This is a genomic window from Pseudorhodoferax sp. Leaf274 (assembly GCF_001422445.1).
Lineage (GTDB): Bacteria > Pseudomonadota > Gammaproteobacteria > Burkholderiales > Burkholderiaceae_C > Pseudorhodoferax.
Genome location: NZ_LMNA01000001.1, coordinates 776477 through 794901 on the forward strand (window position 1 = coordinate 776477; position 18425 = coordinate 794901).

Consider the following 18425-nt stretch of genomic DNA (forward strand, 5'->3'; position numbering starts at 1 on the left):
TCACTCGTCCTTCATGCCGGTGGCCTTGACCACCGCGCCCAGGCGCGCGCGTTCCTCGTCGACGAACTGCACGAAGGCCGCGCGCGTGCCGCCGATGGGCTCGATGCCCATGCCCTTCAGGCGGCTGGCGATCTCGGGCGTCTTCATGGCCGCATCGATGGCGGCGGCCATCTTGTCCAGGATGGCCGGCGGCGTGTTGCGCGGCGCGTGCACGCCGGCCCAGTGGGCGATGCGCAGATCGCCGTAGCCCTGCTCGGTGGCCGTGGCCAGGTCGGGGTAGGCCGAGATGCGCGCCGTCCAGGTGTCGGCCAGCGCCTTGAGCTTGCCGCTCCTGAGGTAGGGGATGGCCACGATGCTGGCCTCCGACGTGGCCTCGACCTGCTTGCCCAGCACGGCGGTGATGGATTCCGAGCCGCTCTTGTACGGCACGATGTCCAGCTTGGTCTCGTACTTCGTCTGCAGCACGCCGGCCACGAAATGCGGCGTGCTGCCAGTGCCGGCCGTGGCCCAGTGGAAGCCGTCGCTCTTGCGCGAGGCGGCGATGAATTCCTTCAGCGTGTTGTAGGGCGCATCGGCCGGCACCAGGATCACCGAGGGCGCCAGGCCGATCATGGCCACGGGCGTCAGGTCGGCGTCCTTGTACGGCATGCTCTTCTTGATCATGCTGTTGGAGATCACGCCGGCCGCGCTGACGAGGAAGGTGTAGCCGTCCGGCGCCGCCTTGGACACCAGGTCCGCGCCCAGCGTGGTGCCGCCGCCCGGCTTGTTCTCCACGATGATGGGCTGGCCCAGCGTCTTGCTGGCGCCCTCGGCCGCGGCGCGGGCCATCAGGTCGTTGGCGCCGCCGGCCGAGAACGGCACGACGAGGCGGATGGGCTTGGTCGGCCAGGCCGCCGGGGCCTGGGCCAGGGCGGCCGTGCAGGCCAGGGCAGTGGTCAGGGCCGCGGCCAGGCTGCGGCGAAAGAGGGGGTGCATGCTGTCTCCGGTGTGGGCCGCGGTGCGCGGTCGCCGCAGTATCGGCAGCCAGTCATGCGCTGGGAACGCAGTGCGGCGTTGCTTTTACATACGCTGCGCTTATGGAAAAGCGGCCCGGCCCGGTGCTGCAGGCGCGGCCCTGGCGCATACTCGCCGCCCCATGGAAGACCCGAACCAGACCATCATCCCGGCCGCCTTCATGGCGCTCTACAGCGCCAACGGCCGGCCCACGGCCACGCGCGCGCACGTGGAAGCGCGCCACGACCTGTGCGAAGACATGGCGGCGCAGATGACCACGCTGTGCGACAGCCTGGAGCACCGGCACGACCTGTCCAAGGAAGAGGTGCTGCGCCGCTGCTGGATGGGTCTGCTGCAGGACGGCAGCGGCGTCGAGCCACCCGAGGCGAACTGGGTGGTGGCGCGCACCGCCGAGCTGCTGGAGTGGCCGCAGCCAGCGTTCCTGCAGCCGGCGGCCTGAAAGACGCGCTCTGGGCTACGCCGCGTCCGGCAGCGCGATCACGAAGCAGGCCCCGCCGCCCTCGCGCCCCTCGCAGCGCACCGAGCCGCCGTGGCGCTCGGCGATCGATTTGACCAGCGCCAGCCCCAGCCCCACGCCGCCATTGCTCTCGCTGGCGCCCGGCAGGCGGTAGAAGGGCTCGAAGATGCGCTCGCGCAGGGCCGGCGGCACGCCCGGGCCGCGGTCGAACACGCGCAGCAGGGCCTGGTGGCCATCGTGCTGCAGGCTGGCGCTGACCTCGCCGCGGCCATAGCGGCGCGCGTTCTCCAGCAGGTTGCGCACGGCCCGGCGCAGCAGCTTGGGCACGCCGCGCACCTGCACGGGGGCGCTGTCGCTGCCGTCCTCGGCGCCGGCCTCGAAGGCCACGTCCAGCCGCGCGCATTCCTCGGCGGTGAGCCCGGTCCAGTCCACGTCCTCGACCGTGCCCATGTCGGCCTCGCGCGCATCGAGCCGGCTGGCCAGCAGGATCTCGTCGATGAGCTGGTCCAGCTCGCCGATGTTGCGGCTGATCTCGTCGCGGATCGCGGGCGTGGGCGCCGTGCCCATGAGCTCCAGTCCCATGCGGATGCGCGCCAGCGGCGACCGCAGTTCGTGCGATGCATTGGCCAGCAGCGACTTCTGCGCGCGCATGAGCTGGTCGATGCGCTCGGCCGCATGGTTGAAGCGCTGCGCCAGGAAGCCGACCTCGTCGTCCCCGCCCACCGCCACGCGCGCCGACAGGTCACCCGCGCCCCAGCGCTCGACGCCGCTCTGCAGCCGTTCGAGCCGGCGCGTGAGCCGGCGCGCCACCGGGTACATGACCAGCGCGCAGCCGATGCCCACCATGCCCAGCACCCAGAAGAAGCCGTCCGGCGGGCGGCCCCACATGGAACGCGGCGGGCGCGGCATGTGCAGCACCAGCTCCTGCCCGTCCTGCATGCGCACCAGGAATTCCGGGCCGCTCTTGAACTCGGCGTACTTGGCCACCGTGGCCGGGTCCGGCGGCTGGTTGTCGCCCTCGAAGTGCGATGGCACGTTGCCGTCCAGGTCGCGCCAGCCGCGCCAGTTGCCCTGGCCGATCACCTCGCCGGCCATGTTCTGCACGACCACCGTGCGTGCCGGCGGGTCGGTCGTGATGCGCCAGACCCAGCCGAGCAGCAGCATCAGCACGGCCACGGCCGCCAGCACCGACAGCCAGATGCGCACGTACAGGCGCTGCAGCACACCCGGCGCAGGGCGGCGCGGCTCCGCGTCCGGGCTCGGGCGATGTCCTGCCGGGCCCTCAGTCCTGCTGCTTGGCGAAGACATAGCCGGCACCGCGCACCGTGACGATGCGCTTGGGGTTCTTGGGGTCGGCCTCGATGGCCGCGCGGATGCGGCCCATGTGCACGTCGATGGAACGGTCGAAGGCCTCCAGCTCGCGGCCGCGCACGGCCTCCATGATCTGGTCGCGCGTCAGCACGCGGCCGGCCCGCTCTGCCAGCGTGACCAGCAGGTCGAACTGGTAGGCCGTGAGTTCGCAGGCCTGGCCGGCCACGGTCACGCTGCGCGCGTCGCGGTCGATCTCCAGCGAGCCGAAGCGCAGCACCTGGTTGGCCACGGGCGCGCCCTCGCTGCGCCGGCGCAGCACGGCACGGATGCGCGCCAGCAGCTCGCGCGGCTCGAAGGGCTTGGGCAGGTAGTCGTCGGCGCCCAGCTCCAGGCCGATGATGCGGTCCAGCGGGTCGCCCTTGGCCGTCAGCATGAGCACGGGCACGCGGGCCATCTCGCCCTGCGCCGCGCGGATGCGGCGGCAGACCTCCAGGCCGTCCATGTCGGGCAGCATGAGGTCCAGGATCACGAGCTCGGGCAGGCCGCCGGGCTGCTGCAGCCGCGCCAGGCCCTCGGTGGCCGTGGCCTGGTGCTCCACCGCGAAGCCGGACTGGCCCAGGTAGGCGCCCACCATCTGGGCCAGCCGGGTGTCGTCCTCGATCATCAGCAAAGGGGTGCTCATCGGTGTCTTCTGTGCAGGCTGGGCCTGGAAACGCGATGGTGCGGCGGTCACGCCGACCTGCGTTGTCACGGCCGTAAAGTTAAGTAAAAGGGCGTGTGCGCGGGTTGGCCGGAAGGCGCCGGCCCACCAGCCAGACCAGCCCCAGCACCGGCACGCCCAGCAGCGCCGTGCCCGTGAAGAAGCTGGCGTAGCCGAAGGCGTCGACATACTGGCCCGAGAAGCCCGCGATGAACTTGGGCAGCAGCAGCATCAGCGAGCTGAACAGCGCGTACTGCGTGGCCGAGTACTGCACGTTGGTCAGGCTGGACAGGTAGGCGATGAAGGCCGCCGAGGCGATGCCGCCGGCCAGGTTGTCGGCCGAGACCACCAGCGTGAGCGCCACGATGTCGTGGCCGCGGCCGGCCATCCAGGCAAACAGCAGGTTGCTGGCCGCGCTGAGCACCGCGCCCAGCATCAGCACGCGCAGCACGCCCAGGCGCATGGCCAGCGCGCCGCCGACGAAGGCGCCCACCAGCGTCATCACGACCCCGTAGACCTTGCTGACCGTGGCCACCTCGCCTTCGCTGAAGCCCATGTCCACGTAGAACGGGTTGGCCATGATGCCCATCACCACGTCGCTGATGCGGTAGACCGCGATCAGCGCGAGGATCTGCGCGGCCTGCCAGCCGTAGCGGCGGAAGAAGTCGGCGAACGGCTCCACCAGCGTCTGCTGCAGCCACTCGCCCGGGCCGCGCGCGGGGGCGAAGGCGCGCGGCACCGGTTCGCGCGACAGCAGCACCGTCAGCACGCCGACGGCCATGGACGCGGCCATGGCCAGGTAGGCCGCGGTCCAGGCCGGGTTCTCGTAGCCCTGGGCCTGCACGCGCGCGCCGGCCACGATCCACAGCACGCCGGCGCCGGCCCAGATCATGGCCAGCCGGTAGCCGGTCTGGTAGGCGGCGGCCAGCGCGGCCTGCTTGTCGGTGGCGGCCGATTCGATGCGGAAAGCGTCCAGCGCGATGTCCTGCGTGGCCGAGCCGAACGCCACCAGCAGCGCGCACCAGACCAGCGGCTGCAGCCCGCCGCGCGGGTCGGCCAGCGCCATGCCCACCAGGCCGGCGACGATCAGCGCCTGCGACAGCAGCAGCCAGCTGCGCCGCCGGCCCAGCCAGCGCGTGAGCAGCGGCAGCGGCAGCCGGTCCACCAGCGGCGCCCAGACCCACTTGAACCCGTAGGCCAGGCCGACCCAGCTGAGGTAGCCGATGGTGGTGCGGTCGATGCCCGCGCCGCGCAGCCGGAAGCTCAGCGTGCCCAGCACCAGCAGCAGCGGCAGCCCGGCCGAAAAGCCCAGCGCCAGCATGCGCAGCGTGGCCGGCTCCAGGTACACGCGCAGGGTCTGCGCCCAGGATGGTTTGGGCGATGCACTGGCGGCCGCACCGGCCTCAACTTCTACGGGCTTTGCCGGGCTGGACGTCATCTGGGAATAATACGTTGCGGCTTTCGTCCACCAGCCGCACGAAGCACCCGATGAAGCCCTTGAAGACCCTCGTCGCGCTCGGCCTGGCCGGCGCCCTGCTGAGCACCCCGGCGCTGGCGCAGCGCGAGGGCGTGAACGTCGGCCAGAACTCCGTGTTCACCGGCCTGGTCTCGGCCGAAGACATCGAGGCCACGGCTTTGCAGCAGTACCGCCAGGTGCTGCGCGAGGCGGCCCAGCAGAACGCGCTGGCGCCGGCCAACAACGAGCAGCTGCAGCGCCTGCGCGCGATCGCCAACCGCATCATTCCGCACGCGCTGGCCTGGAATCCGCGCGCCCGGGACTGGAAGTGGGAGGTCAACCTGATCGGCAGCAAGCAGATCAACGCCTGGTGCATGCCGGGCGGCAAGATCGCCTTCTACACGGGCATCCTGAACCAGCTCAAGCTCACCGACGACGAGGTCGCCGCCGTGATGGGCCACGAGATCGCGCACGCGCTGCGCGAGCATGCGCGCGAACGCGCCGGCAAGAGCGCGGCCACCAACCTGGGCGCCAACGTGTTCTCCGAGCTGCTGGGCCTGGGCGCGCTGGGGCGCACGGTGGTGGGCGGCGGCGTGCAGCTGATCGGCCTGTCGTTCTCGCGCGAGAACGAGACCGACGCCGACCTCGTGGGCCTGGAGCTGGCCGCGCGCGCCGGCTACGACCCGCGCGCGGCCGTCACCCTGTGGCAGAAGATGAACACCGCCGCCAAGGGCGCGCCGCCGCAGTGGCTCAGCACCCACCCCTCGGGCAACGCGCGCATCGCCGGCATCGAGCGCAACCTGCCCAGGGTCATGCCGCTGTACGAGCGCGCCCGCAGCGGCGGGTGAGGCTGTAACGCCCCGTCACATCACGTCATCGCGCTGTCAACGCGGCCCCCAAGAATCCGGGGCGTGACCACGCTCCATCCCACCCTCTTCCCGCGCCCCGCCCGCTCCACCATGGCCTTGTGCACTGTCGGCCTGCTGTCCGTGCTCGCTGCCTGCGGCGGCGGCGACGACCCGCAGCCGGCCCAGGCCACGCTGGCGGTGCTGGCCACCACGGACCTGCACGACAACATCCGCAGCTACGACTACTTCAAGCTCGCGGCCGATCCGTCCTACGGCTTCGAGCGCACGGCCACGCTGGTGCGGCAGGCGCGCAGCGAGTTCGCCAACACGCTGCTGGTGGACAACGGCGACACCATCCAGGGCACGGCGCTGGCCGACTACGAGGCCGTCGTCGCCCCCATCGCCTGCACGCAACAGCACGCGATGTACAAGGCCATGGGCGCGCTGCGCTACGACGCCGGCACGCTCGGGAACCACGAGTTCAACTACGGCCTGCCGTTCCTGAACCAGGTGCTGGGCGGCGGCATGGTCGTGGACGGTGTGGACGCGTCGCGCCAGTGCGCCGGCCCCGGCTTTCCCATGGTGCTGTCCAACGTGAGGAGCAACAAGTCCGGCCAGCCGCTGGTGCAGCCCTATGCTGTGCTGGAGCGCACGGTGCAGGCCCGGCGCGCGGATGGCAGCACCGTGGCGCTGCCGATCAAGATCGGCGTGATCGGCTTCACCACGCCCGGCATCCTGAACTGGGACAAGCGCTTCCTCGAAGGCAAGGTCGGCGTCGAGGGCGCCGTGGAGGCCGCCACGCGCTACGTGCCCGAGGTGCGCGCCAAGGGCGCCGACGTCGTGGTCGCTCTGCTGCACGGCGGCCTGGACGGCTCGGCCTACTCGCCCAGCATGGAGAACCCCGGCCTGCACCTGGCCAAGGTGGCCGGCATCGACGCGTTGGTCATGGGCCACCAGCACGGCGTGTTCCCCGACCGTGGCGCGCGCCCGGCCTACACCCAGGCCGGCGTGGACAACGCCGCGGGCACCGTGCAGGGCGTGCCGGCGGTGATGCCCAGTTCCTGGGGCAAGGCGCTGGGCCTGATCCAGCTGGCGCTGCGCTGGGACGGCAAGCGCTGGAGCGTCGACAAGTCCGCTGGCAGCAGCGAGCTGCGCAACATCGTGGTGCAGGCCGGCACGGCCCAGTACGTCGAGCCGGACGCCAGCATCGCGCCGCTGGTCGAGACGCAGCACCAGGCCACCATCGCCTACGTGAAGCAGCCCATCGGCAGCACCGACTTCCGCATGAGCACGCTGTTCGCCGACGTGGGCGACCCGGGCGCCATCCAGATCGTGAACCAGGCCCAGCAGGGCTACGTGGCGGCGTACATCCAGGCCAACCTGCCGCAGTACGCGAGCCTGCCGGTGCTGTCGGTCAGCGCGCCGTTCAAGTCCGGCTTCCAGGGCGCGGGCGACTACACCGACGTGGCGGCCGGCCCGCTGGCCATCTTCAACGCAGCCGACCTGTACCTCTACCCCAACACGGTCTACGCGGTGAAGGTCAACGGCGCCGACATCCAGCAGTGGCTGGAGGCCGCGGCGCGCCGCTTCAACCGCATCGATCCGGCCCGCACCGCCGAGCAGGCGCTGGTCGGCACCTTCCCCGGCTACAACTTCGACATGTTCACCACGCCGGACATCCAGTACGAGATCGACGTGACGCAGGCCCAGGGCAGCCGCATCAAGAACCTGCGCTACCTGGGCCAGCCCATCGTCGCCACGCAGGAGTTCGTGGTCGCGACCAACAACTACCGCGCGACCAGCGGCGCCAGCTTCAGCGCCAAGCTGGACGGCTCGGGCACGATCTGGGCCTCGCCGGACGCCAACCGCGACGTGCTGATCGCCTACATCCGCGCCAACCCCGCCGTCACGCGCACCGGCAACGGCGCGGCGCGCAGCTGGCGCTTCACCAAGGTGGCCACGGCCGGCCCGGTGGTGTTCAGCGCGGCGCCGAATGCGCTGCCGGTCGCCCAGGCGGCGGGCCTGGCCAACGTCTCGCTGGTGGCGGCGGACGACGGCTCGGGCAAGGGCCTGTCCAAGTACGCCATCGACCTGTCGCGTTGAACGCGCGCCGCCTGGGCCGGCATGGCCTGGGGCGGCACCTGCCTGCGTCCTACACGAGAAACCCGGGGCTTCCGGCGCCGGCATCCGTGCCAGCCGGTAAGCTTCGGGCATTTCACGGAGGTGCAGCATGCTCGAACTTCTGGTGGGCAGGGGCCTGGCGTCCCGGGTTGCCAAGGATGCGGTGGGGGCGTCGCGGAGGGCTCCCGCACGCAGCGGGCGATGAGCTTGCCGGCCGGACACCCCGGGGCGCTGCAGGACCGCGCCATGGACGCGCCGGACCTGGCCGCGGTGCTGGAGCGCACGGATGTCGACCAGCTCGGGTTCGGCGTGATCGGCTTCGACGCCGACTGCATCGTGCGCGTCTACAACAAGCACGAATCGGCCGCCGCCGGGCTGCTGCCCGAGCGTGTGCTCGGCCACCACCTGTTCGAGTCGGTCGCGCCGTGCATGAACAATTTCCTCGTCGCGCAGCGGTTCGAGGATGCCGCGGCCGCGTCCAGTGCGCTGGACGACACCATCGCCTACGTGCTGACGCTGCGCATGCGTCCGACCCCGGTCAGGCTGCGCCTGCTGGCCGATCCGGCATTGCGCTGGCGCTACGTGCTGGTGCAACGCGGGTGACCGACCCCGCATCGCCCCAGGTGCCGGAGGACAGCGATGCATTCCAGTCGCTGATTCAGTTCCTGTACCAGACCCCGGTGGGCCTCATCGACGCCAATGCCGATGGGCGGATCCGCATGATGAACCCCATGGCCGCGCAGCTGCTGATGCCGCTGGCGCGCGACGCGGTGCTGGACAACCTGTTCGACGTGCTGCAGGAAGCCGTGCCGCAGGTGCGGCGGCTGGCCGCGCAGCCGGCCGGCGTGCGGGGGGTGCTGTGCGAGGGCCTGCGCTTCGAGGGCGGCGGGCCCACCGCGGTGGCCCATCCGGCGCGCCAGCGCACCCTGGCGTTGAGCCTGTTCAGCACCGACGGCAAGCGCCTGACCGCCGTGGTGCACGACGCGACGCAGGAGGAGCGGCGGCAGCGGCGGCGTGTCGATGCCGCGGCCCAGACCGATAGGCTCACCGGCCTGGCCAACCGCCAGGCGCTGCACGCCTACCTGGCGGCGCGGCTGGAGCAAGGCGCCTGGCAGGCGCGCCCGCTGGCCTTGCTGTTCATCAACAGCGACCGTTTCCAGCACATCAACGACACCGTGGGCCAGAGCGCGGGCGACGCCGTGCTGGCGCAGCTCGGCGGGCGGCTCCAGGCCCTGGTCGATGCGGTGCCGCCCGAACCGCTGGAGACCTTGCCCGCGCCGCTGGAGATGGCGATCACGCAGAAAGGCCTGGTGGCCCGCATCGGCGGCGACGAATTCGCGCTGGTCTTCGAGCCCGAGCCTGGGCCAGGCACCGGCGCTGCGCCGGCACGCGCCTTGGCGGCCGAGGTGCTGCGCGTGCTCGACCAGCCCTACGTGCTGGATGGCCAGGCGCTGCACTGCCCGGCCAGCATCGGCATCGCCTACGCATCGGAGCGTTCGCAGACCGCGGGCGATCTGCTCTACCACGCCCGCCTGGCCATGGTGGCCGCCAAGCGCGCCGGCGGCAACCGCGCGATGGAGTTCGCGCACGCCCTGCAGCAGCAGGCGCAACACCGCAGTGCGACCGAGAACGACCTGCGCCGCGCAGTGCAGGCCGGCGAGCTGTTTGTCGTCTACCAGCCCGTCGTGTCGCTGCACAGCGGCCGCATCGAGGCCGTCGAGGCGCTCGTGCGCTGGCAGCATCCCGTGCGCGGCCTGGTGTCGCCGGTGGAGTTCATCGGGATCGCGGAGGAAACCGGGCTCATCGTGGAAGTGGGCGCCTTCGTGCTGCGCGAGGCTTGCCGGCAGTTCATGCGGTGGCAGCGCCAGCACGGCGCCCGCGCGCCCGGCCTGATGGCGGTGAACCTGTCGCGCGCGCAGCTGCCGCATCCTGCGCTGGTGGACGACGTGGCCGCCATCCTGCAGGAGACCGGCATGCGTCCGGCGCAGCTGCAGCTGGAGGTGACGGAGAGCATGGCCGCGCAGGACGCCGCGGTGCAGATGCGCCTGCGCGACCTCAAGCGCCTGGGGCTCACGCTCGCGTTGGACGACTTCGGCACCGGCTATTCGTCGCTGGCCAGCCTGCACCAGCTGCCCATCGACGTGCTCAAGATCGACCGCTCGTTCGTGAGCCAGCTGGAGACCAGCCGGCACCACCGGGTGCTGGTCGAGGCCACGGTGCGCGTGGCGCAGAGCCTGGCCCTGCGCACGGTGGCCGAGGGCATCGAGACCGAAGCGCAGGCCGGCCTGCTGGCCGCCATGCACTGCGACAAGGGCCAGGGTTACCACTTCGCGCGCCCGCTGCGCGTCGCCGAATTCGAGGCCTGGCTGCCCACGCACTCCTAGCGCCTGCAAACCGCGGCGTGCCAGGTGCGCAAGAATGTTGCGAATTCTTCTGCGTTGGCATCGATCTGGTTTCTTATTGTTGCGCATAGTGCCTCAAGCACATGCTTGAGGAAAATATGCTGCGTACAATGACTAAATTCCAAAGAAAGCGATACCATTTGAGACCGTCCAGTTCAGCACTCTCTGTGGTTTGCAGATGTCGCCGCGCCAGTACTTTGCGCACGCCCGCCGGCCATGCCGCGGCGGGTGGCCATTCCTGAGCGCAGGCCACCGGGAGCATCCATCCGCCCCAGGCCTGCATGGGCCGGGGCGCGCGACCGGTGCGACACCCGGTTGCGCACAGTTCGGTGCAAGTGCCGGGAGGCCATCGCGATGAAGCTCTTTGCCAACATGCGGGTCGCGGCCAAGCTGGCGACCGGCTTCCTGTGCATCGTCGGGTTGACGGTCCTGGTGGGCCTGTTCTCCCTGGTTCGCCTGGGCGAACTCAATGAGCAGACCAGCTTCATGGTCAACGCGCGCATGGCCAGCGTGCGCGATTCGCTGCACCTGGTGGGCCTGAGTTCGCGCCTGCGCAACCTGCAGTTCCAGATGGCGACCGTGCCGGCCGACCAGGTCGAGGGCCTGCGCCAGAACCTGGGCGAGACCCAGCGCAGCTTCGACGAACTGCTCCAGGCCTATGCCTCGTCGGTCGGCGATCCGCAGGAGCAGCAGCTCTACGACCAGGCGCTGGACAAGGCCGGGCCCTGGCGCGACGCGGCCGCGCGTTTCGGCGTCTTGCTCGGCGCCGGGCAGCGCGATGAGGCACTGGCCTGGCTGCAGGGCGCCGCGCTGGCGGCCTACACCGGACTGCAGGAGCCGCTCTACGCGCTGGCCAAACACAACGAGACCTCGGCCGATGCCGAAGTGCGGCAGACCAACGCCACCTACAGCACGGGCCGGGCGGTCATCGTCGGTGCCCTCGTGGTGGCGCTGGCGCTCAGCATGCTGCTGTGCTGGCTGATCGCACGCGCCATCACCACGCCGCTGGCCAGCGCGCTGTCGCTGGCCGATGCCATCGGCAAGGGCGACCTGACGCAGCGCCTGGACATCCACAGCCGCGACGAGCTGGCGCAGCTGCTGCGCGGCCTGGCGCAGATGCGCGAAAACCTGGCGCGCATCGTGGTGGAGATGCGCAGCAGCAGCGATTGCGTGGCCTCGGCCAGCCAGCAGATCGCCAGCGGCAACGCCGACCTGTCCATCCGCACCGAGCAGACCGCCAGCAGCCTGCAGCAGACGGCGGCCTCGGTCGAGCAGCTGACGGGCTCGGTGCGCCAGTCGGCCGATGCGGCGCGCACGGCGAACCAGCTGGCCTCCACGGCCGCCCAGGTGGCCGCGCGCGGTGGCGAGGTCGTGACCCAGGTGGTCGCCACCATGCAGGAGATCGACTCCTCCTCGCGCAGGATCGGCGACATCATCGGCACCATCGACGGCATCGCGTTCCAGACCAACATCCTCGCGCTCAACGCCGCGGTGGAGGCGGCGCGCGCAGGTGAGCAGGGCCGCGGCTTCGCCGTCGTGGCCGGCGAGGTGCGCACGTTGGCGCAGCGCTCTGCCGGGGCGGCCAAGGAGATCAAGGCGCTGATCGGCACCTCGGTGGACAAGGTGGCCTCGGGCAGCAAGCTGGTCGGCGATGCCGGCACGACCATGGCCGAGATCGTCGCCTCGGTGCGCCGCGTGACCGACGTGATCGGCGAGATCAGCGCCGCGGCGACCGAGCAGTCCGACGGCATCGGCCAGGTCAACACGGCGATCGCCGGCCTGGACCAGATGACGCAGCAGAACGCGGCCCTGGTCGAGGAATCCGCGGCGGCAGCCCGCTCGCTCGGCGAGCAGGCCGTGAGCCTGGCGCAGGCCGTGGCCGGATTCCGGACCGACGCGGCTGCGGCGGTGTCCGTCGCCCCGGTGCACGCTCTGGCTGCGGCGCCGGCGGCACTGCCGCAGAGGAAGGCGGCCGCGGGGGGCGGGCCGGCACCTGCGCGCCAGGTGGCATGGGCCACCGCCGACGAAAGCCGGGACGCGTTCTGAACCCTGGGCGCGGCAGCGCTACGGCTGGCCGTGGTGCGCGTGCAGGCGTGTCGTCATGGATGGGGCGCGGGCGCTGGTGCGGCCGGCGTGCCCTGGTGGTAGCGCAGCTGCCAGCCGGCCGCGGTCTCGACCCAGAGCGACATGCGCAGCGTGTGCTCCGCAGGCCCGCCCTGGCCGTCCTGCCGCACGGAGCGGTAGTGCAGCAGCGCGGTGCCCGGGGCCAGGTATTCCAGGCGAAAACTGTGCGAGACCGTGGCCGGCGGCACGGCCTGGCTGGCGAGCCAGTCCAGCACGGTCGCGCGGTCGTAGGGCCGGCCCGAGCGGCCGACCTCGTGGAAGTCGGCGTGCAGCAGCTGCTCCAGCCGCCCGCGCGCGTGGGGGCGGCCGGGATGGTGCAGCTCGGTTTCGAGCGCCTGCAGTTCGGCGAGCAGGGTGGGCATGCGGGGCCGCGCCGTTCAGCGGTACAGGGCCAGCGCGCCGATGCGCCGCTCGATGTCGGCCTGCATGCGCTTGAAGGCCGCGCTGCCCGGCTCGCCGTAGCGCTTCTGGAACGCGGCCTGCGGCAGGAATTCGGGCAGGTCGCGCACGCTGGGCAGCAGGTCCTGCTCGGTCAGTCCGGCGGCCACGCGGCGCTGCAGCCGGGCCTGGGCCGCGGCCGGGCCCACCGCCAGCGCACCCAGGCGCGTGCCGGCGCGGTCGGCCGCGAGGTCCACGAACGAGAAGCCGCTGCCGCCGGCGCCCGCATCGTCCAGTTCCTTGTAGAGCCCCACGGCGTCGGCCAGCGGCGTGCCGGCCACGGCGGCCAGCGCGGCCGACACGCTGAAGTGCTGGGCCAGGTCGCCCCGGCCGGCCAGGTGCACGCGCTGGGGCCGTGGTGCCGGGCCCTCGGCCGCGGCGGGCGCGATGGCGGCCAGGCCCTTGCCGTTGACGTAGAAGGCCAGCACCAGCAGCGCGGCGCGCTGCTCCAGCGCGCGGGCCTCGGGCGGGGCGTTGTTGCCGCCGGCGCGCTCGCCGGCGAACGCCAGCAGCGGCTGCAGCAGCTCGTGCAGCGCCATTCCCTGCGGCTGCGGCGCCTGCGCCAGTTGCGCCAGCCGCTGCTGGTGGGCGCGCAGCCGCTGCACCTCGTCAGGCGCCAGCACGGCGGCCTGCAGCTGCCCGGACAGGCCGTCGTGCCAGGCGTAGACCACGCTGAGCGCCTGGGGCGTGATCTGCACGCGCTGGACCGCATCGGCCGCGGGGCCGAGCCCGGGGTGCTGCTGCAGCCAGGCCAGCCCGCGCGCGAGCAGCCAGTCGGCCACGGGCTGCGGCAGCTCCAGCCGGCCCAGGCGCAGCGACCGCACCCGCGGCAGACCCTCGGCCTGCACCAGCTCGCCCTGCACGTTGAGCCAGGAGCCGAACGGGCTGCTGGGCAGCGGCAGGCTCAGTTGCACGCGCGCGCGGCCGTCCTGCAGCTCGGCCACGGCCTGGCCACGGCCGGCATGCGCGGCCAGGTGCGGCAGCAGCAGGTCCAGTTCCTCCTGCGTCAGCGTGATGGTGCGCAGCAGGCCAGGCGGGGCCTTGCGCGGGTCGTTGCGCTCGGCCAGCCGCAGCGCGCGCGCCACGTCGGCGGGTGTGCTTGCGGCCAGGCGCACCACGCTGGGCTGGTGGTCGGTGCAGTACCAGGCCAGCACCAGCAGCCCGACCACGCCCAGCGGCAGGATGACGGCAGCAGACAGCAGCAGCGCGGCGAGGCTCTTGGCAAGAAAACGCATCGGTCGATGCTACGGCATGGGGCGGTGTCATCCCGGCTTGCCGTGCGGCTGCGATGATGGTCCACCGCGGCCGCTGCCGGCCCCCAGGAACCCGACGACACAACCCCATGCGCTCCAATTCCCCCACTCTTCCACCGCTGCGCTACAGCAGCTTTGCGTTGTGCCTGGCCGGGCTGGCCGCCAGCGTGCTGGCCGTGCTGCTGGCGCCGGCCGCGTGGCTGGCGTGGCTGCTGCTGGCGGTGTTCGCGGCGCTGAGCGCCACCGGCGTGCACGACCTGCGCCAGACGCGCCACGCCATCCTGCGCAACTACCCGGTGATCGGCCACCTGCGCTTCCTGCTGGAGTTCATCCGGCCGGAGATCCGCCAGTACTTCATCGAGAGCGACGCCGAGGCCGCGCCGTTCTCGCGCGCCCAGCGCTCGCTGGTCTACCAGCGTTCCAAGGGCGAGCCGGACAATCGGCCCTTCGGCACCCACCTGGACGTGAGCCTGCTGGGCTACGAGTGGATCAACCACTCGATGCGGCCGACGCAGCTGGCCGGGCACGACTTCCGCGTGGTGATCGGCGAGACCGGCGGCCCGGCCCACACCCATCCCTGCACGCAGCCCTACAGCGCCAGCGTGTTCAACATCTCGGCCATGAGCTTCGGCGCGCTGTCGGCCAATGCCATCCTGGCGCTGAACCGCGGGGCCGGGCTGGGCCGCTTCGCGCACGACACCGGCGAAGGCTCCATCTCGCAGCACCACCGCGTGCACGGCGGCGACCTGATCTGGGAGATCGGGTCGGGCTACTTCGGCTGCCGCAACGACGACGGCACGTTCAGCCCCGAGCGCTTCGCCGCCAATGCGACCGATCCGCAGGTCAAGATGGTCGAGATCAAGCTGAGCCAGGGCGCCAAGCCCGGCCATGGCGGCGTGCTGCCCGGCCCCAAGGTGACGGCCGAGATCGCCGCGGCCCGCGGCGTGCCCGTGGGGCTGGACTGCATCTCGCCCTCGGCGCACAGCGCTTTCGGCACACCAGTGGAGATGATGCGTTTCGTGGCCGAGCTGCGGCGCCTGTCGGGCGGCAAGCCGGTGGGTTTCAAGTTCTGCCTGGGCCATCCGTGGGAGTGGTTCGCCATCGTCAAGGCGATGCTGCAGACCGGCATCACGCCGGACTTCATCGTCGTCGACGGGGCCGAGGGCGGCACCGGCGCGGCGCCGGTGGAGTTCAGCGACCACGTCGGCGCGCCGCTGCAAGAGGGGCTGCTCATGGTGCACAACACGCTGGTCGGCGTGAACCTGCGGCACCGCGTGAAGATCGGCTGCGCGGGCAAGGTGATCACCGCCTTCGACCTGGCGCGCATGATGGCGCTGGGGGCCGACTGGTGCAACGCCGGGCGCGGCTTCATGATGGCGCTGGGCTGCATCCAGGCCCAGGCCTGCCACACCGGCCACTGCCCCACGGGCGTCACCACGCAGGACCCGCTGCGCCAGCAGGCCCTGGTGGTGCCGGCCAAGGCCGAGCGCGTGCACAACTTCCACCGCAGCACGCTGCATGCACTGCAGGAACTCGTGCAGGCCGCGGGCCTGGAGCATCCGCAGCAGATCACCGCGCACCACATCGTGCGGCGCATCTCCGACACCGAGGTGCGGCTGCTCTCCAACCTGATCATGCGGGTGGCACCCGGCGCGCTGCTGGGGCCGGTGGACCAGCTGCACAACGTGTTCCGCTACTACTGGCCGATCGCCAGCGCCGAGAGCTTCCAGCCGCTCAAGGAAGGGCTGCACGCCGAGGCGGCTTGACCGGCTCCCGGGCGTGACCGGCGCCTACGTGCCCGCCGCGTCGGGTGCGAGCGGCTTGCCGGGCTTGTCGCGGCCCAGTTCCTCCATCATCTTCTCGCCCTTGGTGTCCTTGCCATCGTTGGGCACGGCTTCCTCCTGGCGCAGCTCGGGTTCCTCGTGCGGGGTGGCTTGCGGCTTGGCGGGGCGTGGATCGGTCATGCGGGTCTCCGGCAGATGGTCATGCCCACAGCATGGCCGTGCCGCGGGCCCATGGCGCCCGGCGGTGGGCGCGAGCCCCTGTAGTCGCCGGCCGACGCGGGCCCCGGCCTGGCATGGCTTTCGCGTGACAATCGTCGCCCCACCGACCGGAGAACCGCCTTGGACATGCCCGCCCACCAGCTCACGATGACCGTGCTCATGACGCCCGACACCGCCAACTTCTCGGGCAACGTGCACGGCGGCACCATCCTCAAGCTGCTGGACCAGGTGGCCTACGCCTGCGCGGCGCGCTACTCGGGGTGCTACGTGGTCACGCTGTCGGTGGACCAGGTGATGTTCCGCGAGCCCATCCTGGTGGGCGAGCTCGTCACGTTCCTGGCCTCGGTCAACTACACCGGCACCTCGTCGATGGAGATCGGCATCAAGGTCATCGCCGAGAACATCCGCACCCAGGCTTCGCGGCACGTCAACAGCTGCTTCTTCACGATGGTGGCGGTGGACGAAGACCGCAAGCCGGTGGCGGTGGCGCCGCTGCGGCCGTTCTCGCCGGACGAGCGCCGCCGCCATGCGCAGGCGCAGGAGCGCAAGCAGCTGCGGCACGACCTGGCCCGGCGTTCGGACGCGATCCGCGCACAGGAGGCCTGACGTCCCGGCGCCCAGGCGGGGCGAGGGGGCCGGGCAGCAGGGTGACGCCTACGGGCAGCCCGGCGGCACGCCGATCCGGTGCTGGCGCGCCATCTCGCGCGCGCGTTCCAGCACGGCCGGCTGCGTGAACTTCGGGCCGAGGACCAGCGCCACGAATTCGTGGTCGACCTTGGCCGTCGCGCCTTCGGCGGCCTGGAACAGCGCCACCACCATGACCGGGCTCTTGCACGACACGCGGATCACGTCGCGGTAGTACACGCGCCACAGCCGGCCGAACACCAGCGGGTTCAGCTTGCGCGTGATGAACCATTCGTCGAACACGTACTGCCAGTACTTGACCAGGTAGGCGAACTGCGCGGCATCCGGCATGTCCTGCAGCGTCCAGAACCGTGGCGGCAGGGACGTGCGCAACGCGTTGAAGCCCACGCGCAGGTTGCGGAAGGTGTCGGCCCGCGAAGCCAGCAGCGTGAACGTCAACCCCACGAAGGCCACTGTGGCCGAACACGCCAGGATGATCGCCGTCAGCAGGGGCAGGCTCAGCCAGCCGAAAAGCAAGGGCACGGCCGCACCTGCCGGCATGGCGCTGGCTGCGATCTGGGCGATGGCGGGAACGGCGGCCGTCGACATGGTGGTTGTGGGGGGGGTGGCCGGGCCATATTAGCTGGGTTTTTAGCCAGTGTCTCGCGGCTGCACATCCCGTTACCGTTGGCGCGGACGCGCGCCTGGCGGGGTGCGCGCCGGCCTCATGTGCGGCGTGCGCTCGCGCCGTTCCGGGCCTCGGCGGCGGGGGCATGGGCGGCGCCCGAGGGTCCCATGGCGTCCAGCAAGGCGGCCACCAGCACGTTGTCGGTCGCCGCGCGCCACACGCCGTAGGCCTCCGATTGCGCCGCCACGCCCTGCAGCGGCCGGAACACCACGCCCGGCATTTCGCAACGCTGCATCGCCTGCGGCACCAGCCCCACGCCCAGGCCCTGCGCCACCATCGACACCACCGCCAGCCAGTGCCGCACCTCGTGCCGCACCTCGGGCAGGAAGCCGGCCTGCGCGCAGATGGCGAGGATGCGCTCGTGGTAATCCGGCGAGGCGGCGCGCGAGAACAGCACGAAGGTCTCGTCGCGCAGCGCCGCCGGCGCCAGCCGCCCCGCGCGCGCCAGCACATGGCCTGCCGGCACGCAGGCGACGAACGGCTCGGCCAGCAGCAGCCGCGATTGCAGCTCGGCCGGCAGCCGCGCCGTGTGCATGAAACCCAGGTCCAGCCGGTCGTGCAGCAGGTCGGTGATCTGCTCGGCCGAATTCAACTCCACCAGGCTGGTGCGCACGGCCGGATGGCTGGCCTGGAACGCGCGCAGTGCCTGCGGCAGCCCGCGGTACAGCATGGCGCCGACGAAGCCGATGCGCAGACGCCCGGCCGAGCCGGCCGCCACCTCGCGCGCCTCCAGCGCGGCCTCCTCGGCCTGGCGCAGCAGCTTGCGCGCCGACGCGCGCAGCGCCTGCCCCGCCGGCGTCAGCCGCACCTGCTTGCTGTTGCGCTCGAACAGGCGCGCGCCCACGGCATCTTCCAACTGGCGGATCGCCACCGACAGCGGCGGCTGCGAGATCGCCAGCCGCTCGGCCGCGCGGCCGAAGTGCAGCTCGTCGGCCAGCACGGCGAAGTAGCGCAGGTGGCGCAGTTCCATGAATACGCATCTCCTA

The 18425-nt window shown here is 71.6% G+C and carries 17 protein-coding genes; 8 read left to right on the top strand and 9 right to left on the bottom strand.

Going from position 1 to position 18425, the window contains the following annotated elements:
* The gene (locus ASF44_RS03570; protein ID WP_056897761.1) at positions 1 to 975 is read right to left on the bottom strand and encodes a tripartite tricarboxylate transporter substrate binding protein; all 975 of its coding nucleotides are present in this window, start codon (positions 973 to 975) and stop codon (positions 1 to 3) included.
* Between the two features lie 160 nt (positions 976 to 1135).
* Here ASF44_RS03570 and ASF44_RS03575 point away from each other — a divergent pair, with 160 nt between their 5' ends.
* Positions 1136 to 1453 carry a hypothetical protein gene (locus ASF44_RS03575; protein ID WP_056897762.1) on the top strand — a complete coding sequence of 106 codons (318 nt, stop codon included), beginning with the start codon at positions 1136 to 1138 and terminating at the stop codon, positions 1451 to 1453.
* 15 nt (positions 1454 to 1468) lie between these two features.
* Here the strand turns inward: ASF44_RS03575 and ASF44_RS03580 are convergent, their stop codons facing one another.
* From ASF44_RS03580 to ASF44_RS03590, 3 genes are all read right to left on the bottom strand, one after another.
* Entirely contained in the window at positions 1469 to 2635 is a 1167-nt protein-coding gene (locus ASF44_RS03580) for a HAMP domain-containing sensor histidine kinase (RefSeq protein WP_235579134.1), read from the bottom strand.
* Between the two features lie 118 nt (positions 2636 to 2753).
* Positions 2754 to 3464 (bottom strand): response regulator transcription factor, encoded by a 711-nt coding sequence (locus tag ASF44_RS03585; protein ID WP_056897764.1) that lies wholly within the window; start codon positions 3462 to 3464, stop codon positions 2754 to 2756.
* 79 nt (positions 3465 to 3543) lie between these two features.
* The gene (locus ASF44_RS03590; protein WP_056897765.1) at positions 3544 to 4920 is read right to left on the bottom strand and encodes an MFS transporter; all 1377 of its coding nucleotides are present in this window, start codon (positions 4918 to 4920) and stop codon (positions 3544 to 3546) included.
* Between the two features lie 50 nt (positions 4921 to 4970).
* Here ASF44_RS03590 and ASF44_RS03595 point away from each other — a divergent pair, with 50 nt between their 5' ends.
* The 5 genes from ASF44_RS03595 to ASF44_RS33150 all read left to right on the top strand — a co-directional run bounded on the left by ASF44_RS03595 (position 4971) and on the right by ASF44_RS33150 (position 12355).
* On the top strand, positions 4971 to 5786 hold the full coding sequence (locus ASF44_RS03595) for a M48 family metallopeptidase (protein WP_056897766.1): 816 nt from the start codon (positions 4971 to 4973) through the stop codon (positions 5784 to 5786).
* A 111-nt stretch (positions 5787 to 5897) separates the two neighbouring features.
* Positions 5898 to 7889 (top strand): bifunctional 2',3'-cyclic-nucleotide 2'-phosphodiesterase/3'-nucleotidase, encoded by a 1992-nt coding sequence (locus ASF44_RS03600; protein ID WP_056898188.1) that lies wholly within the window; start codon positions 5898 to 5900, stop codon positions 7887 to 7889.
* A gap of 219 nt (positions 7890 to 8108) precedes the next feature.
* A complete protein-coding gene (locus ASF44_RS03605) occupies positions 8109 to 8510 on the top strand; it encodes a PAS domain-containing protein (RefSeq protein ID WP_056897767.1) in 402 nt (133 codons plus the stop codon).
* Complete coding sequence (locus tag ASF44_RS03610) at positions 8507 to 10291, top strand: bifunctional diguanylate cyclase/phosphodiesterase (protein ID WP_235579112.1); 1785 nt, start codon at positions 8507 to 8509, stop codon at positions 10289 to 10291. Before ASF44_RS03605 ends, ASF44_RS03610 begins: the two co-directional genes overlap by 4 nt.
* A 372-nt stretch (positions 10292 to 10663) precedes the next feature.
* Positions 10664 to 12355, top strand: a complete 1692-nt coding sequence (locus tag ASF44_RS33150) for a methyl-accepting chemotaxis protein (protein WP_056897768.1) — start codon at positions 10664 to 10666, stop codon at positions 12353 to 12355.
* Positions 12356 to 12408: 53 nt separating this feature from the next.
* On the opposite strand, the gene ASF44_RS03620 is transcribed toward ASF44_RS33150, so the two are convergent.
* Positions 12409 to 12795 carry a DUF4440 domain-containing protein gene (locus ASF44_RS03620; RefSeq protein ID WP_056897769.1) on the bottom strand — a complete coding sequence of 129 codons (387 nt, stop codon included), beginning with the start codon at positions 12793 to 12795 and terminating at the stop codon, positions 12409 to 12411.
* 15 nt (positions 12796 to 12810) lie between these two features.
* Positions 12811 to 14106: a hypothetical protein gene (locus ASF44_RS03625; RefSeq protein ID WP_056897770.1), complete on the bottom strand. Its 1296-nt coding sequence runs from the start codon at positions 14104 to 14106 to the stop codon at positions 12811 to 12813.
* Between the two features lie 107 nt (positions 14107 to 14213).
* On the opposite strand from ASF44_RS03625, the gene ASF44_RS03630 reads away from it, so the two are divergent.
* Positions 14214 to 15890 carry an FMN-binding glutamate synthase family protein gene (locus tag ASF44_RS03630; RefSeq protein WP_056897771.1) on the top strand — a complete coding sequence of 559 codons (1677 nt, stop codon included), beginning with the start codon at positions 14214 to 14216 and terminating at the stop codon, positions 15888 to 15890.
* A gap of 24 nt (positions 15891 to 15914) precedes the next feature.
* Here the strand turns inward: ASF44_RS03630 and ASF44_RS31495 are convergent, their stop codons facing one another.
* Positions 15915 to 16088 (bottom strand): hypothetical protein, encoded by a 174-nt coding sequence (locus tag ASF44_RS31495; protein WP_156374336.1) that lies wholly within the window; start codon positions 16086 to 16088, stop codon positions 15915 to 15917.
* 159 nt (positions 16089 to 16247) lie between these two features.
* On the opposite strand from ASF44_RS31495, the gene ASF44_RS03635 reads away from it, so the two are divergent.
* Positions 16248 to 16733 carry an acyl-CoA thioesterase gene (locus tag ASF44_RS03635; protein ID WP_056897772.1) on the top strand — a complete coding sequence of 162 codons (486 nt, stop codon included), beginning with the start codon at positions 16248 to 16250 and terminating at the stop codon, positions 16731 to 16733.
* A gap of 48 nt (positions 16734 to 16781) precedes the next feature.
* Here the strand turns inward: ASF44_RS03635 and ASF44_RS03640 are convergent, their stop codons facing one another.
* Together ASF44_RS03640 and ASF44_RS03645 are read right to left on the bottom strand one after the other, a co-directional pair.
* Positions 16782 to 17360: a hypothetical protein gene (locus ASF44_RS03640; protein WP_056897773.1), complete on the bottom strand. Its 579-nt coding sequence runs from the start codon at positions 17358 to 17360 to the stop codon at positions 16782 to 16784.
* A gap of 116 nt (positions 17361 to 17476) precedes the next feature.
* Positions 17477 to 18409: a LysR family transcriptional regulator gene (locus tag ASF44_RS03645; protein ID WP_056897774.1), complete on the bottom strand. Its 933-nt coding sequence runs from the start codon at positions 18407 to 18409 to the stop codon at positions 17477 to 17479.
* Positions 18410 to 18425 lie beyond the last annotated feature (16 nt).

Bases quoted from the DNA above. Each gene is read 5' to 3' on its own strand.
- ASF44_RS03570 (WP_056897761.1), bottom strand. From the start codon at position 975: ATGCACCCCCTCTTTCGCCGCAGCCTGGCCGCGGCCCTGACCACTGCC.
- ASF44_RS03575 (WP_056897762.1), top strand. From the start codon at position 1,136: ATGGAAGACCCGAACCAGACCATCATCCCGGCCGCCTTCATGGCGCTC.
- ASF44_RS03580 (WP_235579134.1), bottom strand. From the start codon at position 2,635: ATGCTGCTGCTCGGCTGGGTCTGGCGCATCACGACCGACCCGCCGGCA.
- ASF44_RS03585 (WP_056897764.1), bottom strand. From the start codon at position 3,464: ATGAGCACCCCTTTGCTGATGATCGAGGACGACACCCGGCTGGCCCAG.
- ASF44_RS03590 (WP_056897765.1), bottom strand. From the start codon at position 4,920: ATGACGTCCAGCCCGGCAAAGCCCGTAGAAGTTGAGGCCGGTGCGGCC.
- ASF44_RS03595 (WP_056897766.1), top strand. From the start codon at position 4,971: ATGAAGCCCTTGAAGACCCTCGTCGCGCTCGGCCTGGCCGGCGCCCTG.
- ASF44_RS03600 (WP_056898188.1), top strand. From the start codon at position 5,898: ATGGCCTTGTGCACTGTCGGCCTGCTGTCCGTGCTCGCTGCCTGCGGC.
- ASF44_RS03605 (WP_056897767.1), top strand. From the start codon at position 8,109: ATGAGCTTGCCGGCCGGACACCCCGGGGCGCTGCAGGACCGCGCCATG.
- ASF44_RS33150 (WP_056897768.1), top strand. From the start codon at position 10,664: ATGAAGCTCTTTGCCAACATGCGGGTCGCGGCCAAGCTGGCGACCGGC.
- ASF44_RS03620 (WP_056897769.1), bottom strand. From the start codon at position 12,795: ATGCCCACCCTGCTCGCCGAACTGCAGGCGCTCGAAACCGAGCTGCAC.
- ASF44_RS03625 (WP_056897770.1), bottom strand. From the start codon at position 14,106: ATGCGTTTTCTTGCCAAGAGCCTCGCCGCGCTGCTGCTGTCTGCTGCC.
- ASF44_RS03630 (WP_056897771.1), top strand. From the start codon at position 14,214: ATGCGCTCCAATTCCCCCACTCTTCCACCGCTGCGCTACAGCAGCTTT.
- ASF44_RS31495 (WP_156374336.1), bottom strand. From the start codon at position 16,088: ATGACCGATCCACGCCCCGCCAAGCCGCAAGCCACCCCGCACGAGGAA.
- ASF44_RS03640 (WP_056897773.1), bottom strand. From the start codon at position 17,360: ATGTCGACGGCCGCCGTTCCCGCCATCGCCCAGATCGCAGCCAGCGCC.
- ASF44_RS03645 (WP_056897774.1), bottom strand. From the start codon at position 18,409: ATGGAACTGCGCCACCTGCGCTACTTCGCCGTGCTGGCCGACGAGCTG.